Below are 25158 nucleotides of genomic sequence, written 5' to 3'. Positions count from 1 at the left end.
GGGCAGAGAGGATTGATGGAATGGTTAGAGGTGGCTTCTTCACAGGTTTAGATATTGGGTCAAGCTCTATCAAGGTTTTGGTAGCAGAGTTTGTTAATGGAGAAATGAATATCATCGGTGTAAGCAATGCCAAGAGTTCCGGTGTGAAAGATGGTATCATTATCAATATTGAAGTTGCAGCGGACGCGATTCGTAAGGCAATCAAAGAAGCGGAAGAAAAAGCAGGGATTGCCATTGATAAGGTAAGCGTTGGTCTGCCAGCCAACCTTTTGCAGTTTGAGCCGACTCAAGGGATGATTCCAGTGACTAGTAATTCACAGGAAATCACAGATAAAGATGTAGAAAATGTCATTAAATCGTCTTTGACAAAAAACATGACACCTGAGCGCGAGATCGTTGCATTTGTCCCTGAGGAGTTTATTGTGGACTCCTTTGCGGGAATTAAGGATCCGCGTGGAATGATGGGGATTCGTCTTGAAGTGAGAGGGTTGCTCTACACTGGGCCAAAAACGATTCTTCATAACCTCAGAAAGACAGTGGCCCAGGCAGGGCTTTCAGTCGAGAACATTGTTATTAGTCCCTTGGCGATCAGTCAGTCTGTCCTGAATGAAGGAGAACGTGAGTTCGGAGCGAGCATCATTGATTTGGGTGGTGGTCAGACGACAGTTGCCTGTGTCGGTGGTCAAAAACTTCAGTTCACAAATGTCTACCAAGAAGGTGGCGACTATGTGACCAAAGACATTTCGAAAGTTTTGACAACGTCCCAATCAATTGCAGAAAACCTGAAATTTACCTATGGAGTTGCTTATCCGGCATTGGCCAGCAATAAGGAAACCTTCCAAGTTGAGGTGATTGGTGAGAGTACTCCAAAAGAAATCACAGAAGCCTATCTGTCTGAGATTATCGCGGCCCGTCTGCAACATATCTTTGATCGTGTGAAGCAGGATTTGGACAGAACACGTCATTTAGATTTGCCAGGTGGCTTGGTGCTTATTGGTGGTGGTGCTACCTTGCCAGGAATCGTAGAGTTGGCTCAAGATGTGTTTAATCGGCCAGTTAAACTTTATGTACCAAACCAAATCGGTATCCGTAATCCAGCCTTTGCACATGTCATCAGTCTGGTAGAGTACGCCGGTCAAATGGATGAAATTGAGCAGATTGCTCAAGCGGCAGTTAATGGTGAGGAGTTGCTACGGTCTAAGCCAATTGATATCCCAAATTACGGCAAACAAACACAACCGTTACCAACCTATACAACTACAACTGAGGCAGACGAATCGCTTATTGCCAATGATGTTCCAAATTACGGTGTTCCAGCTGACGGTGGCAATCGCTCTAAATTAGGAGATCGTGTTCGTGGTCTCTTTGGTAGTATGTTTGAATAAGATTAAAGAAAAGGTGAACAGTTATGACATTTTCATTTGAAGCAGCCTATGCCCAAGGTGCTGTCATCAAAGTTATTGGTGTTGGAGGCGGTGGCGGTAATGCGATCAACCGCATGATTACTGAGGGAGTTGCTGGCGTTGAATTTATTGCAGCAAATACGGATGTACAGGCTCTCAGCACTTCAAAAGCAGAGACGGTTATTCAGTTGGGTCCTAAGTTGACACGTGGTCTCGGTGCTGGAGGTCAGCCTGAAGTTGGTCGTAAGGCAGCAGAAGAAAGTGAAGAAGTAATTAGAGAAGCCCTCTCAGGTTCTGATATGGTCTTCATCACAGCAGGTATGGGCGGTGGCTCTGGAACAGGTGCTGCTCCAGTTATTGCACGAATTGCCAAAGAATTGGGAGCTCTTACAGTTGCGGTTGTGACACGTCCGTTCGGCTTTGAAGGGGGCAAACGTGGGAACTTTGCGATTGAAGGGATTAACGAGCTACGTAACAATGTTGATACCCTTTTGATTATTTCAAACAATAACCTCTTGGAAATTGTTGATAAAAAGACCCCTCTTCTTCAAGCCTTGAGTGAAGCTGACAATGTTCTTCGCCAAGGTGTTCAAGGGATTTCAGATTTGATTACAAATCCAGGTCTGATCAATCTTGACTTTGCAGACGTGAAGACAGTAATGGAAAACAAGGGCAATGCTCTGATGGGGATTGGTATCGGTACTGGTGATGAGCGTGTCCAAGAAGCAGCCCGTAAGGCGATTTACTCACCATTACTTGAGACTACCATTGATGGCGCAGAAGATGTTATTGTGAACGTCACAGGTGGCCTTGATATGAGCTTGATTGAGGCGGAAGAGGCGTCTGAAATTGTTCATCAAGCAGCAGGTAAGGGTGTCAACATCTGGCTGGGAACATCGATCGATGAGAGCATGAAGGATGAAATTCGTGTCACTGTTGTGGCAACAGGTGTCCGTCAGGATCGTGCAACTGCTGTAACTGGCTTTGGACAAAGTGAGGCTTCAGCTAGCCGTCCAGCACCTAATGCTTATGACCGTAATTTTGATATGGTAGAACGTTTTGCACCGACGGGATCGACACCTCTAGCTGGATCAACCACTCGTCCGGAAGTCCCTAAGGGAGCAAGCTTTGGTGATTGGGATTTGCGCCGGAACAATATCGTTCGCCCACAAAGTGACCCTTCTGGTGTTTCCGTAGAGAAGTTTGCGCCAACAGACGACTTTGCAGACGACGAAGAGCTGGACACACCGCCGTTCTTCCGTAACCGCTAGTATGTCACTAAAAGAGAATACTGTTCAAGTTTTTGAGAAAGTTTCAAATGCCTGCCAGAAATCAGGAAGAACTGAGCAAGAAGTGAAGGTAATAGCTGTCACAAAATATGTTGACAGCTCTATTACTAGAAAGCTGGTAGAAGCTGGTGCTAGGCATCTAGGCGAAAACCGCGTAGAACCCTTTTTGGCTAAACGTGAAGCACTTAAGGATTTGCCGATTACATGGCATTTTATTGGCAGCCTTCAAAGGAGAAAGGTTAAAGATGTAATCAATTTTGTTGATTATTTTCATGGCCTTGATTCTCTAAAATTAGCTCAAGAGATAAATAAGCGGGCTGACCATCCGATTAACTGCTTTATTCAGGTCAATATTTCAGGCGAGGAAAGTAAGCATGGATTCTCAGAGACTGAATTAAGAGAAGCTTTGCCCCAATTGGCTCAGTTGAGTCAGCTGAACTTGGTAGGTCTTATGACCATGGCTCCTTTAGGTGCTGATGAAACGTTGATTGCATCCATTTTTTCAAAAACAGAAGCCCTAAGGCAAACAATCCAGCAAGAAGCCTGGTCCAATATGCCTATGACAGAGCTGAGCATGGGAATGAGTCAGGATTACCCTCTGGCGATTGAAGCTGGTGCGACCTTTGTGCGTATCGGTACTGCATTTTTCGAATAAATAAGGAAGAGGACCATGTCATTTTTACAAGATAAAATCAACAGCATTATGGCTTACTTTGACACAGAAGATATTGTTGAGGAAGAGATGGAAGACCTTCCAAGCTATGATGAGGAAGAACCGCAGCCAGTTCCTGTTTCTGACCCCAAGCGTTCAACGCATTTCCAAGAAGAAAGAAGACCAAGTATGCCTAATACGCGAAATTCAGTCCCTTCAACTTCAAGGGAAACTGTTACTTATGCGCGAAGTCACTCTGCTAGTGCTGAGACGACTGTTATTGATATTAAATTCCCAAGAAAATATGAGGAAGCGCGTGAAATTGTTAACTTGCTGTTGCAAGATGTTAGTGTTTTAATTGATTTTCAGCACATGACAGATTCCCAAGCACGTCGTTGCATTGACTATTTGGATGGTGCGCGTTTTGTCCTAAATGGGAACCTGAAAAAAATCTCCTCTACCATGTTTTTATTAACACCGGTCAACGTGGTGGTTAATATAGAAGACATGGGATTACGGGGTGAGGCTCAAGATGCTAGTTATGATTTTGACATGAAGCGCCGATAAGGAAGTAAATGGTACATTTGATTTTATTTATTGCTCAAGTTTTTACAAAAGTTCTGTATGTCTATAGTTTTATTCTGGTGGCGTATGCCTTGCTGTCCTGGTTTCCAGGCGCTTACCAGACCAAGCTAGGGCAGTTTATTATCCGCTTGGCTGATCCTTATGTGACCGTCTTTAGAAGACTCAACTTACACATCGGAATGGTAGATTTTTCTGTAATGGCAGCTATCTTGTCTTTACAGGCAATTGAATATTTTGGCTTAAAATTTCTTGGGCTTCTCCTCACATTATTTGTCTAAAATATGATAGAAAAATCACCAGTATTTCAGCATTTTCATCCAGAAGAGAAAGTTTTTGTGGAGCAAATGTTGGATAAAATTGAGCGAATCGTCTCTCATTACAGTATTGAAGTGACCGCCTTTCTCAATCCTAGAGAAGCCTTCATCGTTACGTCTTTAGCAAAGAGAGCTGGTTTGCAGGTCTTCTCTAGTGGTGAACACTATAAGACAGAATCAGTTCGTTTGATTTTGGCGCCAGATTATTATGTCTTGGATCTAGCTGATTTTGAACTGGCACTTTTAGAGTTGACGTATGCCCGTAAGTTTAACCAGTTGAGCCATTCTCAGATTTTAGGAAATTTAGTGAATCAGCTGGGAATAAAGCGTGGTCTGCTGGGGGATATTCTACTAACTGTAGATCGCACTCAGGTTATAGTGGATCAAAAGATGGCAGATTTTTTGATGCAACATGTCACAAAAATTTCTCGCGTGCCTGTCACTTGGAAATTAAGCTCCTTAGAGCATCTTATTGTTCCAGAAGAAACTAGCCAGACCTTCCAGATCTTATCCAGCAGTATGCGCTTGGACAAGATCATTGCTGTAGCTTATCAATTAACCAGGCCCATAGCTGTTAATCTAGTTGAACATGGTAAGGTCAAGGTAAATTATCAACCCATAACAGCGCCAGCCCATCAATTAACCGTTGGTGATTTGGTGAGTTGTCGCGGCTATGGCCGCTTTCGTCTGGAGGATCAAACTGGACAGACTAAACATGGCAAATATAAATTGACCCTAACAAAAATAGGAGGAAAATAATGGTACTTACCCCATTAGATATTAAGGATAAAAGTTTTAACGGAAAATTTCGTGGTTATAGTATTCAAGAGGTTGATGAATTCTTGGATATTGTGACGCGCGATTACGAAGAAATTCTCCGTCAAAATCAGGAAAATGAAACCAAAATCAAAATGCTGACGGAACGTTTGGCTTATTTTGATGAGATGAAAGAATCTCTCAGTCAGTCAGTCATCCTAGCTCAGGATACAGCTGAAAAATTGAAGGCGACTTCTGCAAGTGAGAGCCAAAATATTATTAAGCAAGCGGAGCACGATGCACAATTCTTATTGGAAACAGCAAAGGCTAAAGCCAATGAGATGTTGAGACAGGCAACTGATAATGCTAAGCGAGTTGCGGTTGAGACAGAGGAGTTGAAGAATAAGGCCCGCATTTTCCATCAGCGACTTAAGTCTACGATTGAAAGTCAGTTAGCGATTGTGGATTCTTCCGAATGGGAAGAAATCCTGCGTCCGACAGCGACTTATTTGCAGACAAGTGATGAGGCTTTCCGAGAAGTGGTTTCGTCAGCTCTGGAAGAAGAAGTCCATGTTTATGAAGAAGACTCTCTGGATATGACACGTCAGCTAAGCCCTGAAGATTTGGCTGAAATTGCTCGTCGTGCAGAGGAAGCAAACCAAGAACTGGAAGCCTATCAGGCAACCCAGAATTTAAACCGCCAAGAGATTACGGATGCTGTTAACCAAGCAGCAGCTGAAGCGGTTGACTTATATTAAAAATAAAGCAAAAACACAAGTTTTCAAGCATACGCAGAGCGAGCAGGGGATGGTGGAAGCCCTGAGGTCCCTGTTTGTGAATTTATCCTTTTGCAGGTTTCTGGCTGAACTGGTAAAATAACCAAATTAGGTCAGAAGGTTTGGCTAACCTTACTAGCCATACAAGGGACAGGTCTTTTTGACTTGTCTGAAAAAAGGTGGTACCACGAGCTTTCGTCCTTTGTGATGAAGGCTTTTTTTCTTTTTGATAGTGTCTAAAGTGGTCCGAGATGGTAAGTAAACTAGTTTGGAAGTCTGTTTCTGAGAATACTAAATTTCAGACTTCATTTGAGAGTTAAGAAGTCTTGAGAGGCTTGCCTACCAAGGCTAAACTACTGATATAGCTGACCACAACCAAACTATCTCCTAGTCAGATTGCCCTTTAGGGAACATCGACAATCGTGTAAAGTAACAGAAAGTGAGAACATTATGAAATTAAAAGAAACCCTTAACCTCGGTCAAACAGCCTTTCCGATGCGGGCTGGGTTGCCGACAAAAGAGCCTGAATGGCAAAAAGCTTGGGAAGAAGCCAAGCTCTACCAACGCCGTCAGGCGTTAAATGCAGGAAAACCTGCCTTCCATCTCCATGATGGTCCTCCCTATGCTAACGGGAATATCCACGTTGGCCATGCCCTCAATAAGATTTCCAAGGACATCATCGTTCGCAGTAAGTCCATGTCAGGTTTTTCTGCTCCGTATGTTCCAGGTTGGGACACGCATGGTCTGCCGATTGAGCAGGTCTTGTCCAAACAAGGCGTTAAACGCAAGGAGTTGGACCTTGCTACCTATCTCGAAATGTGTCGTGACTATGCCCTGTCGCAGGTGGACAAGCAACGAGATGACTTTAAGCGTCTGGGCGTATCTGCAGACTGGGACAATCCTTATGTGACCTTGACACCAGACTTTGAAGCGGCACAAATCCGTGTCTTTGGAGCTATGGCAGACAAGGGCTATATCTACCGCGGTGCTAAGCCTGTCTACTGGTCATGGTCATCTGAATCTGCTCTAGCAGAGGCAGAGATTGAATACCACGACATTGACTCGACCTCGCTTTACTATGCCAATAAGGTCAAGGACGGCAAAGGCGTGCTGGATACGGATACTTACATCGTGGTCTGGACAACGACCCCATTTACCATCACAGCCTCTCGTGGCTTGACGGTCGGACCTGACATGGACTATGTGGTGGTACAGCCAGCGGCTTCTTCTAAAAAGTACCTCCTTGCTGAAGCCTTGGTTGACAAATTGGCAGACAAGTTTGGCTGGGACAGCTTTGCTATTATCCAACAGCATAAGGGAGCAGAGCTGGAGTATATCGTGACCGAACACCCGTGGGATGCCCAAGTGGATGAGCTGGTGATTTTGGGCGACCATGTGACGACTGAGTCTGGTACAGGTGTCGTCCATACCGCACCGAGCTTTGGTGAGGATGACTACAATGTTGGTGTTAAGTACGGTCTTGAGGTCTATGTGACAGTTGACGAGCGTGGACTGATGAATGAGCTGGCGGGTCCTGATTTTGAAGGGCAATTTTATGACAAGGTCGTGCCGACGGTTGTGGAGAAGTTGGGTGACTTGCTTCTTGCCAAGGAAGTCATCAACCACTCTTACCCATTTGACTGGCGGACCAAGAAGCCGATTATCTGGCGCGCAGTACCGCAGTGGTTTGCTTCTGTGTCTAAATTCCGTCAGGACATCCTGGATAATATCGAGAAAACGACCTTCAACCCAAGTTGGGGTAAAACCCGCCTTTACAACATGATCCGTGACCGTGGGGATTGGGTGATTTCCCGTCAACGGGCTTGGGGTGTACCGCTGCCGATTTTCTACGCCGAAGATGGCACGCCAATCCTGAGCAAGGAAGTCACTGACCATGTGGCAGACCTCTTTGAAAAAGAAGGTTCGATTATCTGGTGGAAGCGTGACGCCAAAGACCTCCTGCCAGCAGGCTTTAGCCACCCAGGCTCACCGAATGGGGAATTTACCAAGGAAACCGACATCATGGACGTCTGGTTTGACTCTGGTAGCTCTTGGAATGGGGTGATGAATGCCCGTGACAATCTTGCTTATCCAGCGGATCTCTATCTTGAAGGCTCTGACCAGTACCGTGGTTGGTTCAACTCGTCTCTGATCACTTCTGTCGCTGTTAATGGGCATGCGCCGTACAAGAGTATTCTCTCTCAAGGATTTGTCCTTGATGGCAAGGGCGAGAAAATGTCCAAGTCCAAGGGCAATATCATCTCGCCAAACGATGTCGCTAAGCAATATGGGGCTGAGATTCTCCGCCTCTGGGTGACTTCGGTTGATACCTCAAACGATGTGCGGGTCTCTATGGACATTTTGGGGCAGGTTTCTGAAACCTACCGTAAAATCCGCAATACCCTGCGTTTCCTACTGGCTAATACCAGCGATTTCAACCCTGCGACAGATACAGTCGCCTTTGACGACCTTCGTAGCGTTGACCAGTACATGACCGTAGCCTTTAATGCGCTTGTGGCAACTATCCGTGCGGCCTATGACAGCTATGATTTTATGACCATCTATAAGAGCGTGGTCAACTTCATCACGGTTGAATTGTCCGCTTTCTATCTTGATTTTGCCAAAGACGTGGTCTATATCGAGGCTGAACATAGCACAGCGCGTCGCCAGATGCAGACTGTTTTCTACGATATCTTGGTGAAGCTGACCCAGCTGTTGACCCCAATTTTACCGCACACCGCAGAGGAAATCTGGTCTTACTTGGAGCATGAGACAGCAGACTTTGTTCAGTTGACCGACTTGCCAGAGGCGGTTGAATATGATAATAGCGCCGCTATTTTGGCAGCGTGGACCGACTTTATGGACTTCCGCACCAGAGCCCAGAAAGCCTTGGAAGAAGCCCGCAATGAGAAAATCATCGGTAAATCGCTAGAAGCCCACCTGACGGCTCAGGTGACAGCCAGTGAAAAAGCAGCGCTGGAAGCCTTCAACTGTGATCTAGCCCAGCTTCTCATCGTCTCCCAGCTAACCCTTGTAGAAGCTGCTGAGAGTAACTTTAGTGTCGAGCGTGCTGCAGGTGATGTCTGTCAGCGTTGCCGCCGCATTGACGAAACGACTAAAGAGCGTGCCTATGGGGTTACCATCTGTGACCACTGTGCCGCTATCATCGAAGCTGAATTTCCAGAAGCCGTCGCAGAAGGATTTGAAGGATAATAGGTATGTTAGCCAAAGAAGGTCTGGCCTTCTTTGGTTTTTAGCATGAATCAGGCCGATTGGATTCCCAATCGTCTAGAGCATGCTACAAATGAGAAAATGGGCGTTAGATGGGGTTCTTAGAGGTATAGTGATTAGCTTGACAGCCTATCCTTTATGCGATAGGTTTGGCCACAGCGAGGAGATGTCGTAATGGATAGCCTAAGGAGCTGACGCGCTTTGGAGTCAGGAATGGGTGATGAGTTAAAATTAGTAGTGTTAAGCTAAAAATAGTAAGAGCATCTGGCATCTAGTGTTTGCTATCTTCTTTATAAAGGGTGAGACGTTAGGATGAACAGTCCTAAAAGTTTGACCTCTCAGTTAAAAGATATAACTGGCTATAAGAATCAACTATTTTTAAAGTGGTTTAAAATATGGTAGGATATTAAGTATCCTTTAGGAGGGGGAAAAATGTCGAATAATTTATTGGTATTACAATCTGATTTTGGGTTGGTCGACGGAGCTGTTTCCGCTATGATTGGGGTTGCGCTTCAGGAGGATCCCAAGCTTGGCATTCATCATCTGACTCATGATATTACGCCTTATAATATCTTTGAAGCCAGCTACCGCCTTTTCCAAACGGTGGAATATTGGCCGGAAGGTACAACCTTTGTTTCGGTGGTTGATCCTGGTGTCGGATCGAAGCGTAAGAGTGTTGTGGCATTGACCGAACGTAACCAGTACATCGTTACCCCGGACAATGGGACGCTCAGCTATTTGAAAAAACAAGTGGGAATCAAGGCTGTTCGGGAAATCTCTGAAGTGGAAAATCGTCGCAAGAATACGGAACATTCTTATACTTTTCATGGACGAGATGTTTACGCTTATACGGGAGCTAAGCTCGCGAGTGGTCATATTTCTTTTGAAGAGGTTGGGCCAGAGCTTTCGGTGGCAGATATTGTTGAGATGCCGATTGTGGAAACGCTTGTGACAACAGACTCTGTTAAAGGCGCAATTGATATCTTGGATGTGCGCTTTGGGTCTTTGTGGACATCTATTCGCCGGTCTGAATTCTATACGTTGAACCCAGAATTTGGCGATCGTTTTGAGGTGACGATCTATAATAATGATATGTTGGTCTACCAGAATCAGGTCATCTATGGGAAGTCTTTTGCAGATGTTCGGATTGGACAGCCCATTATCTATATCAATTCGGTCTATTGCGTTGGTGTCGCGATTAACCAAGGTTCATTTGCCAAGGCGTATAACGTTTCTGTTGGAGCTAACTGGCAGATTGAATTTAAAAAAATTTAGGAGCTTTACATGAAACAATTATCCATTAAAACAGTAGTTGCCATTGGGATTGGAGCTGCCCTTTTCTTCTTAATTGGGCGTTTTATCAGTATTCCAACAGGCATTCCAAACACTAATATCCAATTACAGTATGCTGTCTTGGCACTCTTTGCGACCCTTTATGGTCCTTTGGCGGGTTTCTTGATTGCTTTTTTGGGCAATACCTTGATTGATTTATCATGGGGGACACCTTGGTGGGCTTGGATCTTAGCGGCTGGTGTTTTTGGCTTAATCCTAGGCTTGGTTGGTCAAAAATTGCGTATCGAATCAGGAATCTTTACTAAGAAAGATGCTGCCTGGACAATTTTAGGGACCTTAGTAGGTGTGGTGATTTCTTGGGGACTTGTTGCGCCTCTCGGAGATATTTTTATCCACAGTGAGCCTGCTTCTAAAGTCTTCACTCAAGGTTTGGTAGCTGGTCTGGCTAATGCTGTAACTGTTGCGGTTGCAGGAACAGCTCTTTTAAGCGTCTATGCCAAGACCCGTGTGCAAAAAGGGTCTCTCTCTAAAGCTTAAGGGTTATTGATAGAGACAGTTAGAAGATAGTCGTGAGGGCTGTCTTTTTCATTTTGCAGACAAGATATTTTCCCAAATCCGACTAAGACGGTATAATAATAGAGGTGAAAACATGTTTTTCATACAATAACCTGCATGCAACAGGGAAAAGGAGAAGTACATGTCAAAGGACATCAGAGTATTACTCTACTATAAATACGTCCATATCGAGAATGCCAAAGAATACGTGCAGACTCATTTGGACTTTTGTAAATCAATCGGTCTCAAGGGGCGGATTTTGATTTCGGAAGAGGGCATCAACGGTACGGTTTCTGGAGATTTTGAAACCACTCAGAAATACATGGACTGGGTGCACAGCGATGAGCGTTTTGCTGACCTCTGGTTCAAGATTGACCTCGAAGAGGAGCAAGCCTTTAAGAAGATGTTTGTTCGCTACCGCAAGGAAATTGTTCACTTGGGGCTGGAGGACAATGATTTTGACGCGGATATCAACCCACTTGAAACGACAGGGGCTTACCTGACACCGAAAGAGTTCAAAGAAGCTCTTTTGGATGAAAACACCGTTGTGCTCGATACCCGTAATGACTACGAGTATGACCTCGGTCACTTCCGTGGCGCCATTCGCCCAGACATCCGCAACTTCCGCGAGTTGCCACAGTGGGTGCGGGACAACAAGGAAAAATTCATGGACAAGCGTGTCGTGGTCTACTGTACCGGTGGTGTCCGCTGTGAGAAATTCTCAGGCTGGATGGTGCGTGAAGGCTACAAGGATGTCGGTCAGCTACACGGTGGTATCGCCACTTATGGGAAAGATCCAGAGGTACAAGGCGAGCTGTGGGATGGCAAGATGTATGTCTTTGACGAGCGCATTGCCGTAGACATTAACCATGTTGATCCAAAAATCATTGGAAAGGACTGGTTTGACGGCACACCGTGTGAACGTTATGTTAATTGTGCCAACCCATTCTGTAACCGTCACATGTTGACGTCTGAAGAGAACGAACACAAATATGTTCGTGGCTGTTCAGCAGAATGCCGTGCTCATGCCCGCAACCGCTACGTGGAAGAGCATGGATTGACCCATGAAGAATGGGCAGCAAGATTAGCGGAAATCGGAGAAACACTACCTGTTGTTGCTCCAGCTTAATCAGCGATGATGACCAGCCTCTTGGCTGGTTTTTTTGGTATAATAGACCTCATGGAGGTACTTCTATGGATATTATCAGTACGAATTGCTTATCTATTGAACAAGGCAAACGGGTAAAAGCTTTTCTAGCCCACTGCATGGCTCATGATAAGACTTATAAAGAGCCCTACTTATCCAATCAGCTTAATGTTAACCCTGACATGCCGGCCTTTTTCTTGGCTTACGAGGGGGATGACTTAATTGGTTTGCTGGCGGTCTATGCCGATACACCTGAAGTGGACCTGTCGCTCTTTGTTGCGCCAGAGCACCGCAGGAAAGGCATTGCCCGGGAACTTTATCAGAAGTTTTTAACGGAAACAGCTTCCTATGGTGTGACAGAGGTTTCCTTTATTGCGGAGCGTGCCTTTATCGAGGCAAATCCAGGTCTCCTGTCAGCTTGGGGAGTGGTCATTGATGACGATAGTGAGTACTTTTTGGGACGGCCGTGCTTGCCTATGGACATGGCAGAGCTGCCCCTTGAGGTGTCTCTCTCGCTGGCTAGACCAGAGGAGGTGAAGGACATTGCTGAGCTGAAAGCGCGCGTGTTTGAGACGCCGCTAGAGCTCAGTCTGACCTATGTGTCAGAAGCCTTGGCAGATCAGAACAGTCTCTTGTATGTTGCCCGCCTAGCTGATCAAGTGATTGGCACTTGTACGGTGGACATCAGTTCTAGCCTGACTTACCTTTACGGTCTTGCTGTTGATCTTGCCTATCGCGGTCAGGGCATCGGCAGTCAGCTGGTGAAAACCATCATCAACGACCGTTACCATGCAGGTGATACCGAGCTACAGATTGCCGTGGATATGGACAATGACGGTGCTAAAAAACTCTATGAACAACTGGGCTTTGTCACTCAGACAGAAGTGATTTATCTCTCCAGCAAGGATTAAGAGAGGGGATTGAGTGATGAAACTGATTTTTCTACACGGTGTGGGGCAAGATAGCCGAGCTTGGGAGCAGGTGATAACAGGGCTAAAGGGTTATCACTGTGTCAGCCTAAATTTATTTCATCATGGGAGATTACCTCATTTTTCTAGCCTACAAGAGCAGGTCAGACAGGCGGTTCGTGAGAGCGAGGAAGACGTTGTTGTGATTGGCCTGTCTTTGGGCGGTATGTTAGCACTGTCCTTATTGCAAGACCCAGATCCGCAGCTCCGAGCAGTCGTCAGCATTGCTGGTCAGTATCAATTCACCAAGAATTGGGCTTATAAGGGGCAGGTTGGCTTGCTTAAGCTCTTGCCACCATCTCTTTTGGAAAAACAAGGATTGGATAAGGATAATTTGCTGGCTTTTTATCGAGACTTGGCTCAGCTGGATATGACAGGTTTTCTACAAACAATGACCTTGCCAGTCCTCTTGCTCTGTGGGGAGCGCGATAAGATTAACCTTAGAACAGCCAAGCAACTGAAGAACTTGATGCCAAAAGCAGAGATTGCGGTGATAGCTGAAGCAGGTCACGAGGTCAACAAAGACCAGCCAGAACAGTTGGTCGAGCGCCTCAAGATGTTCTTGCAGACACTTTAATAACGGCAAGGAAAGGATTACCCAAACAGCTGTTCTTCAGTCATAGGCACTGTTGCAGTCTGTACAACTAGAGTAGCCCACAACTGCTGGCAACGAGGTCAATAAGCAACAGTCTCTTATTCTTGCTTGGCTATTTTACGAAACAATTTCAAACTGACTGTTCTCAAAAGAGGCTGGGCAAAAACTAGTTTCAGAATCGAAAAAACGAGCATTTCCGCAGTTGGAGATGCTCGTTTTCCATGTTACGGTTTATAATGATAAAGCTCTTTGTCAACTGTAGTGGGTTGACAAAGAGCCTTATTTTCAAGATAGAAATCACTGTGTGGTTTTATTTTGAAGTTAGTTTTTGCCCAGCCTCTTTTAAGATCCTTGCTATTAACGGATAATTGGAATGGACATTTCGATCAGAGTAGGGCAGACGAGGGTTTGAATTTTGGATTGATCAATCCTGTCTGTATCAATCTTGCGCTTAAGGAAAAAGGCGCGGATTTTTTCTACCTCATCCTGACGAATGGCGCGGTGCTTGTTGGTAATCAACAGCTCATAGTGAGTAGGAGCTTGGGTAAAAATCACATCTGTATTGCCTGCTGAGTATGTTTCAACCAACGTTGCATCGGTATTTTCCAACTGTTTGGTGACCAACTCAGCGTGACTGTTGGTAGTATTGATTAGTTTCATAGAAAACTCCTTTAAAATGAGAGAAAAGTCAATTGTCCTTTTGTTCCAACCATCGGTCAATTCCCCAGCGGTGGCTGTCACGCTTCAACTTGGTTTTCGCTTCTGCAATCGGAAACCAGCCGATTCGATTGAAATCTTCTAAGGGCTGTTGGACCTCTTTAAAATCAGAAACAACGTAAAGATAGGCAGGGTGGTAAAAATGCGTATCACGATGACGAGAGTAGAAGTATTCATCTGCTTGACCAAGAAATGCGCCGATAGAGGCAGTTGCCCCTAGTTCTTCCAGTAACTCTCTGGATAAGGCTTCATGATGGTTTTCATCTGTTTCAATTTCTCCACCTGGCAGAAACCAAGCCCCATTGGGCGCTTGAATCAAGACAAGTTCTGTTTCTGTTGCATCTGGAATGATGGCATAGACACCATAGCGAGATTGATAGTCAGCGCCAGTGATTTTTTGACCGAATACGGGATGTTGCATAGCGTTCTCCTTTTTACCATTATACCAAAAAATATATTTTTAGAATATTGTGGACTCAAAAAAACCATAAAAAGTTAAGACGGCCTATTGACAGCTCACCTTATTGAAGGCAGGTGACAAGTTCATGAGTACCAGGCCTAAAAAACACTAAAATCCTCCCCAAACAGATATGAGGAGGATTTGGTTTATTTCTCAGCCTTCTGGGCCTTAATCGTAATTTGACCGTTAGAAGTCATCACAGCCCTTAAGTCTTTTTCGGTAGGATTTTCTAAGTAAAAATCAGTGATAGCATCTTCGATATGGTCCTGGATCGTTCGACGCAGAGGTCTTGCTCCCATCTTAGGATCGTAGCCTAAGTCAACCAATTTTTCTTTAACCTTGTCAGTGACATGGAGACGGATACCGTTTATACTTAGGCGCTCGCTGACACCATCTAGCATCAGATCAACGATTTTGAGCAGATTTTCTTTGCTGAGGGCTTGGAATTCAATGATTCCATCAAAACGGTTCATAAATTCTGGACTGAAGAAGTCGCCCAAGTGAGACAAGACAGAGTTGGTACGGTTTTCTCTGGCTGCACCAAAACCGACGGAGGCCTCTACTTTGCCGGTGCCTGCGTTAGAGGTCATGATAATGATCGTATCTTTAAAGCTGACTGTTCGACCTTGACCATCTGTTAGACGCCCGTCGTCCAAGACTTGGAGGAACATGTGCATAACATCTGGGTGAGCTTTTTCTACTTCGTCTAGGAGGATGAGAGAATACGGATTTCGGCGGACTTTTTCCGTTAGCTGGCCAGCCTCTTCGTAGCCGACATAGCCTGGAGGAGCTCCGACCAGTTTAGCAGTGCTGTGTTTTTCCATATATTCTGACATGTCAAAGCGAATCATGGCATCAGCCGAACCGAAGAGCTCGATAGCTAATTGCTTAGACAATTCAGTCTTTCCGACCCCAGTTGGTCCGACAAATAGGAAAGAACCAATCGGACGATTAGGGGCTCCAAGGCCTACTCGATTTCGACGGATAGCTTTGGCAATTTTATCTACAGCATCATCCTGGCCGATGACATTGGCTTTGAGATCACTGGCAAGGTGGATCAATTGGCTTTGTTCTTTTTCTTTGAGGTCGCCAACTGGAATATTCGTCTTACGCTCAACGATGCTCTCGATTTCTTTCTCAGTGATGATTGGGGTATCTTGATCATCGAGACTGGTCTGTTGCATTTCCTTGTATTTAGCAATTTGATCGCGGAAATAAGCTGCTTTTTCGTAGTCTTCATCACGAGTGGCCTGGGCCTTAAGGTTTTCGGCTTCGATGAGGCGTTGGTCAATCTCTTTAGGATCCACGAAGTTCAGGGTTAGGTTCATTTTAGAGCCAGCTTCATCAAGCAGATCAATGGCCTTGTCAGGCAAGAAGCGGTCTTGGATATAGCGGTTGGAGAGATGGGCGGCTGACTCGATTGCTTCATCAGTATAGCGTACATGGTGATAATCTTCGTAGCGTTTTTGAATCCCTTTTAAGATGATAACTGTCTCTTCAACACTTGGCTCGTCTACACGAACAGGTTGCATCCGTCGTTCCAGAGCAGCATCTTTTTCGATAATGCGGTATTCATTGAGCGTAGTTGCCCCAACCAACTGCAATTCGCCTCTAGCGAGAGCCGGTTTAAGGATATTACCGGCATCCATGTTCCCATCACCAGCAGCACCAGCGCCTACAATTTCATGGATTTCGTCAATGAATAAGATAACATCCTGACGTTCACGGATTTCTTCCATGAGCTTTTGCATGCGCTCTTCAAACTGTCCACGAATCCCAGTCCCTTGGACGAGACTGACCACATCGAGTCGGATAACCTGTTTATTCTGGAGTTTGTGAGGAACATCAGCATCCACAATCTTCTGAGCAAGGCCTTCAACGACAGCTGTTTTACCGACGCCAGGTTCTCCGATTAAGACAGGATTGTTTTTTGTCCGACGATTGAGAATCTCAATCACGCGGGTAATTTCCTCGTCACGACCGATGACAGGGTCAATCCCCCCTCTACGTGCAATATCAGTGACATTGATGCCGAACTCATCTAAAAGTCCTTTTTTAGGCGGTTGTCCATTCTGGCCATTTCCACCTGATCGACCAGGGTGGGTTGGAGGGGTGTTGTTGCTCGGACGGCGATGGTTCTGCTGGAAGTTACTCAATTCATCAAAGAAATCCTCAAAGGGACTTCTTTGGCTATTTTGTGGATTGGAAATGCCTTTGAATAAGGCATTTTGAGGGTCTGTTTTCATGATTTGGTAACAGTTTTGACAGAGGTCTACTTGGTGTTGGCGACCATTGAGATTGCTATAGAGATGGATGGTGGCGTCGTTAATTTGACAATTATGACAAAGCATAGAACTACCTCTTTTCCTAGATTCACAAATGACTGACCAAAGGTCAAAGAAGGTCAAATGGTAATTTTATTATATCACTTCCAGACAGGAAAGCAACTGAAAAGATTGCTTGTTAGTGTCTTGAAGATGAAAGGATCCTTTCATCCTTCCAATCTAGATGAGGACTAATTAAGCAAATTTACTGAAGTTGAAAGAAAATTTCCTGTAACCTCTTAAAAAGTCCTCTTTTTATAGCCCAAGTCGCTGAAATTATGGTAAAATAGAGTATAGACTTTTAAGAGGAGAATAACTATGGAATCACATTTGGTGAGAATTATTAACCGTTTGGAGCTGATGGCTAAGGATGGTGGTAACTTAAAACGTAATTTTGAGCGCGAAGGAGTGGTTGTCGCTGAAGTGTCTTATAGCTATGATGAAGAGAACGGTTCTGTCTTCACGTTGCGTGATGTAGCGGCTCATGAGACGTTTACTTTCGATTCAATCGACCTAGTGGCTATGGAAATTTACGAGTTGCTCTATTAATAAAAAAGTAACGAAGAAAATGAGGCATCTGAGATTTCAGGTGTTTTCTTTTTTTAAGGTTTGGGAAAATCTAATACTTAACACTTGAATTATTATTCAAAAAGTGTATAATATTTCTATATTTAGAAAGGAATCGCTATGGATTTTTCGTTTTTACCTGAATTTTTGCCTTATTTTAATTATGGAGCTCTGGTGACTTTGATGGTCTCGGTCTGCGTGGTGTTCTTTGGAACCATCCTGGGTGTCTTACTGGCTTTTGCACAGAGGTCGCGTTTTTACCCTCTGGCTAGATTGAAGAGCATTCCATTACTAGCTAAATGGAATCCATTAGCTGTTCTGGCCAATACCTATATCTGGATTTTCCGTGGGACTCCCATGGTAGTCCAAATCATGATTTCCTTTATATTGATCAAAATTTCAGCTCCCATTGTGCCCTTTGGCAGTATCAGTATGGACTTGTCCCGGCTTGTCCCAGGGATCATCATTATCTCGATGAATAGCGGAGCTTATGTATCCGAGACAGTCCGAGCAGGTCTCAATGCAGTACCACCTGGTCAGATGGAAGCTGCTTATTCTTTAGGCATGCGTCCTTGGCCAACCATGCGCTATGTCATTATGCCACAGGCGATCAAAAATATTCTGCCTTCTTTGGGAAATGAGTTTATTACGATCATCAAAGATAGTTCGCTCTTATCTACTATTGGGGTTATGGAACTCTGGAATGGAGCGACTACGGTCTCTGTGACGACCTATCTGCCCCTTAGTCCTCTCTTGTTTGCAGCGCTCTATTATTTGTTTATGACCAGCCTGATGACTTGGGTTATTAAAGCTTTAGAAAATCACTTTAACAAAGGAGCCAAAAAAGAATGACTTCAGCCATTATTGAACTAAAAAATCTGCACAAATATTTTGGAAAGCAAGAGGTTTTAAAGGGAATCGATTTAACCATTGATCAAGGAGAAGTGGTGGTGATTATCGGTCCGTCAGGATCAGGTAAGTCGACCTTGTTAAGGACCATGAACCTCCTGGAAGATGCGACACAGGGACAGGTCATTTTTGAAGGTGTAGATATCACCGATCCGTCTAATGATCTCTTTAAAATGAGGGAAAAGATGGGCATGGTTTTCCAACAGTTCAACCTTTTCCCTAACATGTCTGTCATGGACAACATTACCTTATCCCCCATCAAAACCAAGGGGATGGATAAGTTAGAAGCACAAGCCAAAGCACATGATCTCTTGGAAAAGGTTGGCTTACCTGATAAGGCTCGTGCTTTTCCTCAGAGTTTATCTGGTGGGCAACAGCAACGGATTGCGATTGCTCGGGGGCTAGCCATGGATCCAGATGTTCTTCTCTTTGATGAGCCAACCTCAGCCCTTGACCCAGAGATGGTTGGCGAGGTGTTAGCGGTTATGCAAGACCTCGCCAAATCAGGAATGACCATGGTTATTGTGACTCATGAAATGGGATTTGCTCGGGAAGTTGCTGATCGGATTATCTTTATGGATGGTGGGGTGATTGTTGAAGAAGGAACACCTCAACAGATTTTTGAAGAGACTAAGGAAATACGGACGAAGGATTTTCTTTCGAAGGTTTTATAAGTGAGAAGAGCTAGCTGATTGGGCTAGGCTTTTCTTATTTTCCTTATTCTGATGGGGTATCGCTAGAAAATACGATACTTTTTTGTTATAATGTGTCAAAATGTGGGAGGTATATTGACGTGAGAATAATGGATGGCAAAGCTTTAGCAACAAAAATGCAGGCGGATTTAGCCCAAAAGACAGCACAATTAAAAGCAGAGCATGGTGTAAGGCCTGGTTTGCTTGTGATTTTGGTGGGAGAGGATTCTGCCAGTCAAGTCTATGTCCGTAACAAAGAACGTTCAGCTTTAGCAGCTGGCTTCAAGAGTCAAGTGGTGCGTTTGCCAGAGACAGTCACTGAGGCGGAGTTACTAAGGAAGATTGCTGCTTATAATCAGGATCCGGCTTGGCATGGAATTTTGGTCCAACTCCCCTTGCCCAAGCATATCAATGAGGAAAAGGTGCTACTGGCTATTTCTCCAGAAAAGGATGTCGACGGTTTTCACCCGACCAACATGGGGAAACTCTGGTCCGGTCATCCGGTTATGATTCCTTCAACACCAGCTGGGATTATGGAGTTGTTGAAGGCCTATGAGGTTGAGTTGGTTGGTAAGAGGGCCTTGGTGATTGGTCGTTCTAATATTGTTGGCAAGCCTATGGCCCAGTTGCTTATGGATGCCCATGCGACAGTGACGATAGGGCATTCTCGGACACAGGATTTAAAAGCTTTGGCGCGTCAGGCAGATATCTTAGTAGTAGCTATTGGCCAGGCTAAGTTTGTCACCAGAGATTTCGTCAAAGAAGGAGCAGTTGTTATTGATGTTGGGATGAATCGAGATGACAATGGCAAACTGTGCGGCGATGTGGACTTTGAATCTGTTTCAGAAGTGGCGAGTCTTATTACCCCTGTGCCGGGCGGTGTTGGACCGATGACGATTACCATGCTAATGGAGCAGACCTACCAAGCTGCGCTCAGGAGCATCCGCTAATGGCGATTGATCAACGTTTATTGGAAAAAGTAATCCGTCCCCGTCCTTTAGATAGTCATAAAGGAACCTTTGGCCGCGTCCTCTTGATTGGTGGACTCTATCCTTATGGAGGTGCCATTATCTTGGCAACCCTTGCTTGTGTCCATAGCGGGGCAGGTCTAGTGATGGTCGCGACAGATAAGGAAAATATCGTAGCGTTACATGCTCGGCTTCCAGAAGCCATGGCCTTTGATGTGAGGGATCGAGCCTTATTAGTGGAACAGATGCAATTAGCAGATGTTATTCTAATTGGTCCAGGCTTGGGAGAAGAGCTTTTAGCTCAACACTTGTTTAAAGAAGTCCTTTCCTACATAGGTTCTCATCAGATTCTCTTAGTAGATGGGTCAGGCCTCAACCTTTTAGCGAAGTCCTCTCAACAGCTTCCTGAGTGTCAGTCACTAATACTGACGCCTCACCAAAAAGAGTGGGAACGTTTATCAGGTGTTACCATTGAGCAACAGTCTGAAACTGCGCCTCAGAAGGCTTTGCAGAAATTTCCAGCGAGAACGATTTTGGTTGCGAAATCTCATCGGACAAGCGTTCATAGCCTAGGAAGAGAGAGCTTGACACTGGATGTTGGTGGGCCTCATCAAGCAACAGGTGGAATGGGAGATACGTTGGCTGGAATGATTGCAGGATTTGTTGCCCAATTTCAGGATGACCTGTTTGAGACGGTTGCTGTAGCGACTCATTTACACTCAGCAATCGCAGACCGGTTGGCTCAGGAAGCCTATGTGGTTTTACCTAGTCAGATCAGCCTAGAAGTAAGTAAGGCTATGAAGGACATTGAAAAGAAGAATTAAACTGATGAAAAACCTTGATTCTCAGCTGGAATTGTGCTATACTAAGTACAGTTTTGGAGAATTACTCAAGTGGCTTAAGAGGCCACCTTGGAAAGGTGGTAGGTCGTTTACGCGGCGCGTGGGTTCGAATCCCATGTTCTCCTTAATTTTAGCGAATGTGGAAAACTGGGCATAAGCTCAGTTTTTTTTGGGGAAAAATATCAGGAGGATAGTCTGAATTCATCTCTAAAAAGCGTCTGTCAAGTTTTTTTCTTGACAGATGCTTTTTTTGTGTTATAATAGTTAAAGTGAGTTGATAGCTCAGCTATTGACCTAAAGAATAAAAAGAAAAGAGAAAGCTTAAAATGGCAGTAAAAATCCGTTTGACTCGTATGGGTTCTAAAAAGAAACCTTTCTATCGTATTAACGTTGCAGATTCACGCGCACCACGTGATGGACGCTTCATCGAAACAGTTGGAACTTACAATCCTCTTGTGACTGAAAACCAAGTGACAATCAAGGAAGACCGTGTTCTTGAGTGGTTGGCTAATGGTGCACAGCCATCTGACACAGTGCGTAGCCTTTTGTCTAAAGCGGGTGTCTTGGCTAAATTCCACGACCAAAAGTTCTCAAAATAATTCAAATCAAGCAAAGCGAGAAAGCCTATGGACATGATTGAACATCTGATTATTGCAATTGTGAAACCTTTGATTTCACAGCCAGATAACTTGACGCTACGGATTGAGGATACCCCAGAGTTTTTAGAATACCATCTGGATCTTGATCCGAGTGATATTGGTCGCGTGATTGGTCGCAAAGGGCGGACCATCTCTGCCATAAGAACGATTGTTTATTCTGTGCCGACAGATGGTAAAAAAGTTCGCCTTGTGATTGATGAAAAATAGAACCTGACTGAAACGATTCCTAGCTAGGGATCGTTTTATATAACTCTAAGGTGTCATTTTAATGACTTTTTGATATAATCTAAGAAAAGGAGTTAATATGTTTGAAAAGAAAGCTAGGCAAAGTATCGTTGTTTACCTTCATTACCATAGAGATATCAAAAAAGTAGTCAGTTTTGGAGATGTGGCACACACATCTCGTAGAGGGCGTTATGTGGTGCTGTATTTAGATGAAGACCAAGTGGAAGAGGTAATGGCGAAATTATCCAAAGAAAAATATGTAAAGAAGGTCGTCCCCTCCTATATCAAAGATTTGGATCAAAACTTTGTTGGAAATTTATGGCGAGACACTTCTCAGCAGGATTCGGTCACATCGGTCACAGTGGAAATCAATTAGTTTTTTTGTAACAGAGTCGTTTTGCCCTCTTACAGTCTAGGCCTAGTTTTCTAATTTTGATTTAGGCAGATTAGAGTAGCGTCCTTTTGGGACGCTTTTATAACGCTAAATCTTGTTTAAATAGCAGCCTCCTGATAGCGTTAAGCGTGAATTGTGATTTCTAAGTTAGTATTCTGCACATGCGGAGAACAGACTTACCGTAGTATCCATATGAATTTTTAGAGGCGTGTTATTCTACAAAAATAAGCTAAACTAGATGTGCGATGAGAGTTATTTTCTTTTTGCTTTATGTAGGTAAAAAAGTTGAGAGAAGGTTGATGTTTAAGAGGTTTATAAAATGAATTTAAAATAAAAACGTTTACAGGAGCTAAGGCTGTTGACAATTTTCAGATAATTTCGTATATTAGTGATACTTGATTTTATATTAGATTCTAGGAGTAACATTTATGAAAAAGAAATCGTTAGCTTTAAGCCTATTGACCTTTGCCAGCGTTGCGTTTTTAGCAGCCTGTGGGGAAGTTGGTTCAAATAACTCAAGCTCTTCAGCAGAAGCACCTGCAGGCAATAGCATCGGTGAGACAGTTAAGGTCGGCTATAATTTTGAGTTGAGCGGTGCAGTCGCTTCTTATGGGATAACAGAGAAAAGCGGAGCAGATTTGGCCGTCGAAGAAATTAATGCTGCCGGTGGTATTGATGGTAAGCCATTAGAGGTTATCTCCAAGGACAACAAATCAGAGACTGCTGAGTCAGCAACTGTAGCGACTAGCCTTGTGACGGAAGGCGCCAATGTGGTTATCGGAGCTGCAACTTCAGGAGCTTCTGCAGCGGCGACAGCTAACTTGACCAAAGGTGGTGTTGCTATGATTAGTCCGTCTGGAACCCAGGATAGTCTTGTCTTTGCGGCAGACGGTAAAACGGTCAATGACTATTTCTTCCGTACAACCTTTGTTGATAGCTACCAAGGGAAGCTCTTAGCTACTTATGCAACAGATAGTTTGAAGGCTAAAAAAGTAGTTCTTTACTATGACAACTCCAGTGATTATGCTAAAGGGATTGCAGATGCCTTTAAAGAAGCTTACAGCGGAGAGATTATTGAGACCCTGACATTTGCGGCAGGTGACAAGGATTTCCAAGCGGCATTGACCAAAATCAAGGATAAGGACTTTGATGCTATTGTTATGCCAGGTTATTACGAAGAGACGGGAGCAATTGTGAAGCAGGCTCGTGATCTTGGCATCAAACAAGCTATTGCGGGTCCAGATGGTTTTGATAGCCCTGTTTTCCTCGAAAAAGCTGGCGCTGCAGCGACAGATGTTCACTATTTGTCTGCCTTCTCGACAGAAGGTTCTGAAAAAGCTAAGAAATTCTATGACGCATATCTTGCTAAGTATGGTGAAGAACCATCTATGTTCTCTGCTTTAGCCTATGATTCTGTTTATATGGCAGCTCAAGCCGCTAAAGGAGCTACTAGTTCGGTTGATATCAAAGACAACTTGGCAAAGCTTAGCGGTTTTGAAGGTGTAACTGGTACCATGTCGGTTGATGAAAATCACAATGTGATAAAATCTGCCTATGTCATCAGCTTTACCGATGGCAAGGTCTCTGGTGTTGACGTTTTGGAGGCTAAATAATTCGTCTCCAGTGAGAGAATCTCTTTGATAAATCAGCCCTTTGTGGCTGATTTATCTTTGAACCTGTCTAGAGAATACATCAGCATTGCCTAGTCAGGTTTCCTAATATTGATGGTACAGGGTGGAGGTATCCGTAGCAATTTTGCTGAGATAACGACACTCTTTTGCCTTGTTAGCTAGTTTTTATAGTTGAGCGTTTTTAGGGGAGGGGCATCCTTTTTTGGGGGATGAACGACCTAGACATGAGTGATTTGGAATGCTGCTGTCTTAGAGTTATTTCTGCCTCAAGTAAACCTAGATGCTCATTAGCTAATTGATTTTCGTTTTAATCTTTTTAGAAAGTTCGGTGTAATAATGATTCAACAATTGGTCAATGGGTTGATTTTAGGAAGTGTCTATGCCCTTTTAGCCCTAGGCTATACCATGGTATATGGCATTATCAAATTGATTAATTTTGCCCATGGCGATATTTATATGATGGGGGCTTTTATGGGCTATTTCCTAATCAATGCCTTCAAGCTCAATTTTTTTCTAGCCCTTATTTTAGCGATGGCAGGCTCTGCCATCTTAGGGGTGGCAATTGAATTTTTAGCCTATCGTCCTTTGAGGCAATCGACAAGGATTGCAGCTTTGATTACGGCGATTGGAGTCTCTTTTTTGCTCCAGTATGTGATGGTTTATTTTTTCAGTCCGAATACGCGTGCCTTCCCGCAAGCCATTGAGACAGTGAAATATGATTTGGGGCCTGTTTCTGTTACCAATATTCAATTGATTATCCTGGCTGTTTCCATTATCCTTATGGTGATGTTGCAGTTTGTCGTCAAGAAAACCAAGATGGGGAAAGCCATGCGTGCTGTTTCTGTTGATAGCGATGCGGCCCAATTGATGGGAATTAATGTCAATCGGACCATTAGCTTTACCTTTGCTCTAGGTTCAGCTCTCGCAGGTGCAGCAGGCGTCTTAATTGGTCTTTACTACAATTCTGTCGAACCCCTAATGGGGGTTACCCCAGGTCTTAAGGCCTTTGTCGCAGCTGTTTTAGGTGGTATTGGTATTATTCCTGGTGCTGCCCTAGGTGGCGTGGTTATTGGTATTTTAGAAACCTTGGCGATTGCTTTCAATCTTTCGGATTTTCGAGATGGTGTGGTTTATGCCATATTAATCGTGATTCTATTTGTACGTCCAGCAGGTCTTTTAGGCAAAAATGTGAAGGAGAAGGTATAG

At 44.3% G+C, this 25158-nt stretch carries 26 protein-coding genes and 1 tRNA gene; 24 read left to right on the top strand and 3 right to left on the bottom strand.

From position 1 onward, the window contains the following. Positions 1-20: 20 nt before the first annotated feature. The 13 genes from ftsA to HF992_RS05685 all read left to right on the top strand — a co-directional run bounded on the left by ftsA (position 21) and on the right by HF992_RS05685 (position 13546). Complete coding sequence (gene ftsA / locus HF992_RS05745) at positions 21-1385, top strand: cell division protein FtsA (RefSeq protein ID WP_168549105.1); 1365 nt, start codon at positions 21-23, stop codon at positions 1383-1385. A gap of 23 nt (positions 1386-1408) precedes the next feature. Continuing rightward, positions 1409-2674, top strand: coding sequence for a cell division protein FtsZ (ftsZ, locus tag HF992_RS05740; RefSeq protein ID WP_168549104.1), 1266 nt, complete (start codon positions 1409-1411; stop codon positions 2672-2674). A 1-nt stretch (position 2675) separates the two neighbouring features. After that, positions 2676-3347, top strand: coding sequence for a YggS family pyridoxal phosphate-dependent enzyme (locus tag HF992_RS05735; protein ID WP_168549103.1), 672 nt, complete (start codon positions 2676-2678; stop codon positions 3345-3347). A 15-nt stretch (positions 3348-3362) separates the two neighbouring features. Further along, positions 3363-3911, top strand: coding sequence for a cell division protein SepF (locus tag HF992_RS05730; protein WP_168549102.1), 549 nt, complete (start codon positions 3363-3365; stop codon positions 3909-3911). A gap of 8 nt (positions 3912-3919) precedes the next feature. Continuing rightward, on the top strand, positions 3920-4207 hold the full coding sequence (locus HF992_RS05725) for a YggT family protein (RefSeq protein ID WP_168549101.1): 288 nt from the start codon (positions 3920-3922) through the stop codon (positions 4205-4207). A gap of 3 nt (positions 4208-4210) precedes the next feature. Continuing rightward, complete coding sequence (locus HF992_RS05720; RefSeq protein ID WP_168549100.1) at positions 4211-5002, top strand: YlmH/Sll1252 family protein; 792 nt, start codon at positions 4211-4213, stop codon at positions 5000-5002. After that, on the top strand, positions 5002-5757 hold the full coding sequence (locus tag HF992_RS05715; RefSeq protein WP_168549099.1) for a DivIVA domain-containing protein: 756 nt from the start codon (positions 5002-5004) through the stop codon (positions 5755-5757). The genes HF992_RS05720 and HF992_RS05715 overlap by 1 nt, the downstream gene beginning before the upstream one ends. 468 nt (positions 5758-6225) lie before the next feature. Next, positions 6226-8988 (top strand): isoleucine--tRNA ligase, encoded by a 2763-nt coding sequence (ileS, locus tag HF992_RS05710; RefSeq protein ID WP_168549098.1) that lies wholly within the window; start codon positions 6226-6228, stop codon positions 8986-8988. A 450-nt stretch (positions 8989-9438) separates the two neighbouring features. Continuing rightward, the gene (locus HF992_RS05705) at positions 9439-10281 is read left to right on the top strand and encodes an SAM hydrolase/SAM-dependent halogenase family protein (RefSeq protein ID WP_168549097.1); all 843 of its coding nucleotides are present in this window, start codon (positions 9439-9441) and stop codon (positions 10279-10281) included. A 9-nt stretch (positions 10282-10290) separates the two neighbouring features. Next, on the top strand, positions 10291-10836 hold the full coding sequence (locus tag HF992_RS05700; protein ID WP_168549096.1) for an ECF-type riboflavin transporter substrate-binding protein: 546 nt from the start codon (positions 10291-10293) through the stop codon (positions 10834-10836). Positions 10837-10996: 160 nt separating this feature from the next. After that, complete coding sequence (gene trhO, locus HF992_RS05695) at positions 10997-11983, top strand: oxygen-dependent tRNA uridine(34) hydroxylase TrhO (RefSeq protein ID WP_018368680.1); 987 nt, start codon at positions 10997-10999, stop codon at positions 11981-11983. A gap of 65 nt (positions 11984-12048) precedes the next feature. Next, complete coding sequence (locus tag HF992_RS05690) at positions 12049-12912, top strand: GNAT family N-acetyltransferase (RefSeq protein ID WP_168549095.1); 864 nt, start codon at positions 12049-12051, stop codon at positions 12910-12912. Positions 12913-12928: 16 nt separating this feature from the next. After that, entirely contained in the window at positions 12929-13546 is a 618-nt protein-coding gene (locus HF992_RS05685; RefSeq protein ID WP_168549094.1) for an alpha/beta fold hydrolase, read from the top strand. A 375-nt stretch (positions 13547-13921) separates the two neighbouring features. Here HF992_RS05685 and HF992_RS05680 read toward each other — a convergent pair whose 3' ends face one another. From HF992_RS05680 to HF992_RS05670, 3 genes are all read right to left on the bottom strand, one after another. Beyond that, entirely contained in the window at positions 13922-14224 is a 303-nt protein-coding gene (locus tag HF992_RS05680; RefSeq protein WP_168549093.1) for a DUF1827 family protein, read from the bottom strand. Between the two features lie 28 nt (positions 14225-14252). Further along, positions 14253-14702, bottom strand: coding sequence for an NUDIX hydrolase (locus HF992_RS05675; protein WP_168549092.1), 450 nt, complete (start codon positions 14700-14702; stop codon positions 14253-14255). Between the two features lie 185 nt (positions 14703-14887). Then, positions 14888-17092 (bottom strand): ATP-dependent Clp protease ATP-binding subunit, encoded by a 2205-nt coding sequence (locus HF992_RS05670; protein WP_168549091.1) that lies wholly within the window; start codon positions 17090-17092, stop codon positions 14888-14890. 291 nt (positions 17093-17383) lie between these two features. Here HF992_RS05670 and HF992_RS05665 point away from each other — a divergent pair, with 291 nt between their 5' ends. The 11 genes from HF992_RS05665 (at position 17384) to HF992_RS05615 (ending at position 25158) form a co-directional block, all read left to right on the top strand. After that, complete coding sequence (locus tag HF992_RS05665; protein WP_168549090.1) at positions 17384-17614, top strand: DUF1797 family protein; 231 nt, start codon at positions 17384-17386, stop codon at positions 17612-17614. Positions 17615-17752: 138 nt separating this feature from the next. Beyond that, positions 17753-18484 carry an amino acid ABC transporter permease gene (locus HF992_RS05660; protein ID WP_168549089.1) on the top strand — a complete coding sequence of 244 codons (732 nt, stop codon included), beginning with the start codon at positions 17753-17755 and terminating at the stop codon, positions 18482-18484. Continuing rightward, on the top strand, positions 18481-19215 hold the full coding sequence (locus tag HF992_RS05655) for an amino acid ABC transporter ATP-binding protein (RefSeq protein ID WP_168549088.1): 735 nt from the start codon (positions 18481-18483) through the stop codon (positions 19213-19215). The genes HF992_RS05660 and HF992_RS05655 overlap by 4 nt, the downstream gene beginning before the upstream one ends. A gap of 119 nt (positions 19216-19334) precedes the next feature. Next, positions 19335-20183 carry a bifunctional methylenetetrahydrofolate dehydrogenase/methenyltetrahydrofolate cyclohydrolase gene (locus HF992_RS05650; protein WP_168549087.1) on the top strand — a complete coding sequence of 283 codons (849 nt, stop codon included), beginning with the start codon at positions 19335-19337 and terminating at the stop codon, positions 20181-20183. Beyond that, complete coding sequence (locus HF992_RS05645; RefSeq protein ID WP_168549086.1) at positions 20183-21025, top strand: NAD(P)H-hydrate dehydratase; 843 nt, start codon at positions 20183-20185, stop codon at positions 21023-21025. Before HF992_RS05650 ends, HF992_RS05645 begins: the two co-directional genes overlap by 1 nt. Before the next feature lie 55 nt (positions 21026-21080). Further along, positions 21081-21168, top strand: a tRNA-Ser gene (locus HF992_RS05640). A 201-nt stretch (positions 21169-21369) separates the two neighbouring features. Further along, positions 21370-21642 carry a 30S ribosomal protein S16 gene (gene rpsP, locus HF992_RS05635; protein ID WP_168549085.1) on the top strand — a complete coding sequence of 91 codons (273 nt, stop codon included), beginning with the start codon at positions 21370-21372 and terminating at the stop codon, positions 21640-21642. A gap of 27 nt (positions 21643-21669) precedes the next feature. Beyond that, positions 21670-21909, top strand: a complete 240-nt coding sequence (locus HF992_RS05630) for a KH domain-containing protein (RefSeq protein ID WP_168549084.1) — start codon at positions 21670-21672, stop codon at positions 21907-21909. Positions 21910-22006: 97 nt separating this feature from the next. Then, positions 22007-22303 (top strand): DUF2129 domain-containing protein, encoded by a 297-nt coding sequence (locus HF992_RS05625; RefSeq protein WP_168549083.1) that lies wholly within the window; start codon positions 22007-22009, stop codon positions 22301-22303. A 446-nt stretch (positions 22304-22749) separates the two neighbouring features. Then, positions 22750-23934, top strand: a complete 1185-nt coding sequence (locus HF992_RS05620; RefSeq protein ID WP_168549082.1) for an ABC transporter substrate-binding protein — start codon at positions 22750-22752, stop codon at positions 23932-23934. 354 nt (positions 23935-24288) lie between these two features. After that, positions 24289-25158: a branched-chain amino acid ABC transporter permease gene (locus HF992_RS05615; protein ID WP_168549081.1), complete on the top strand. Its 870-nt coding sequence runs from the start codon at positions 24289-24291 to the stop codon at positions 25156-25158.

This window comes from Streptococcus ovuberis, from assembly GCF_012396585.1.
Lineage (GTDB): Bacteria > Bacillota > Bacilli > Lactobacillales > Streptococcaceae > Streptococcus > Streptococcus ovuberis.
This window is presented reverse-complemented; position numbering and strand designations above follow the sequence as displayed.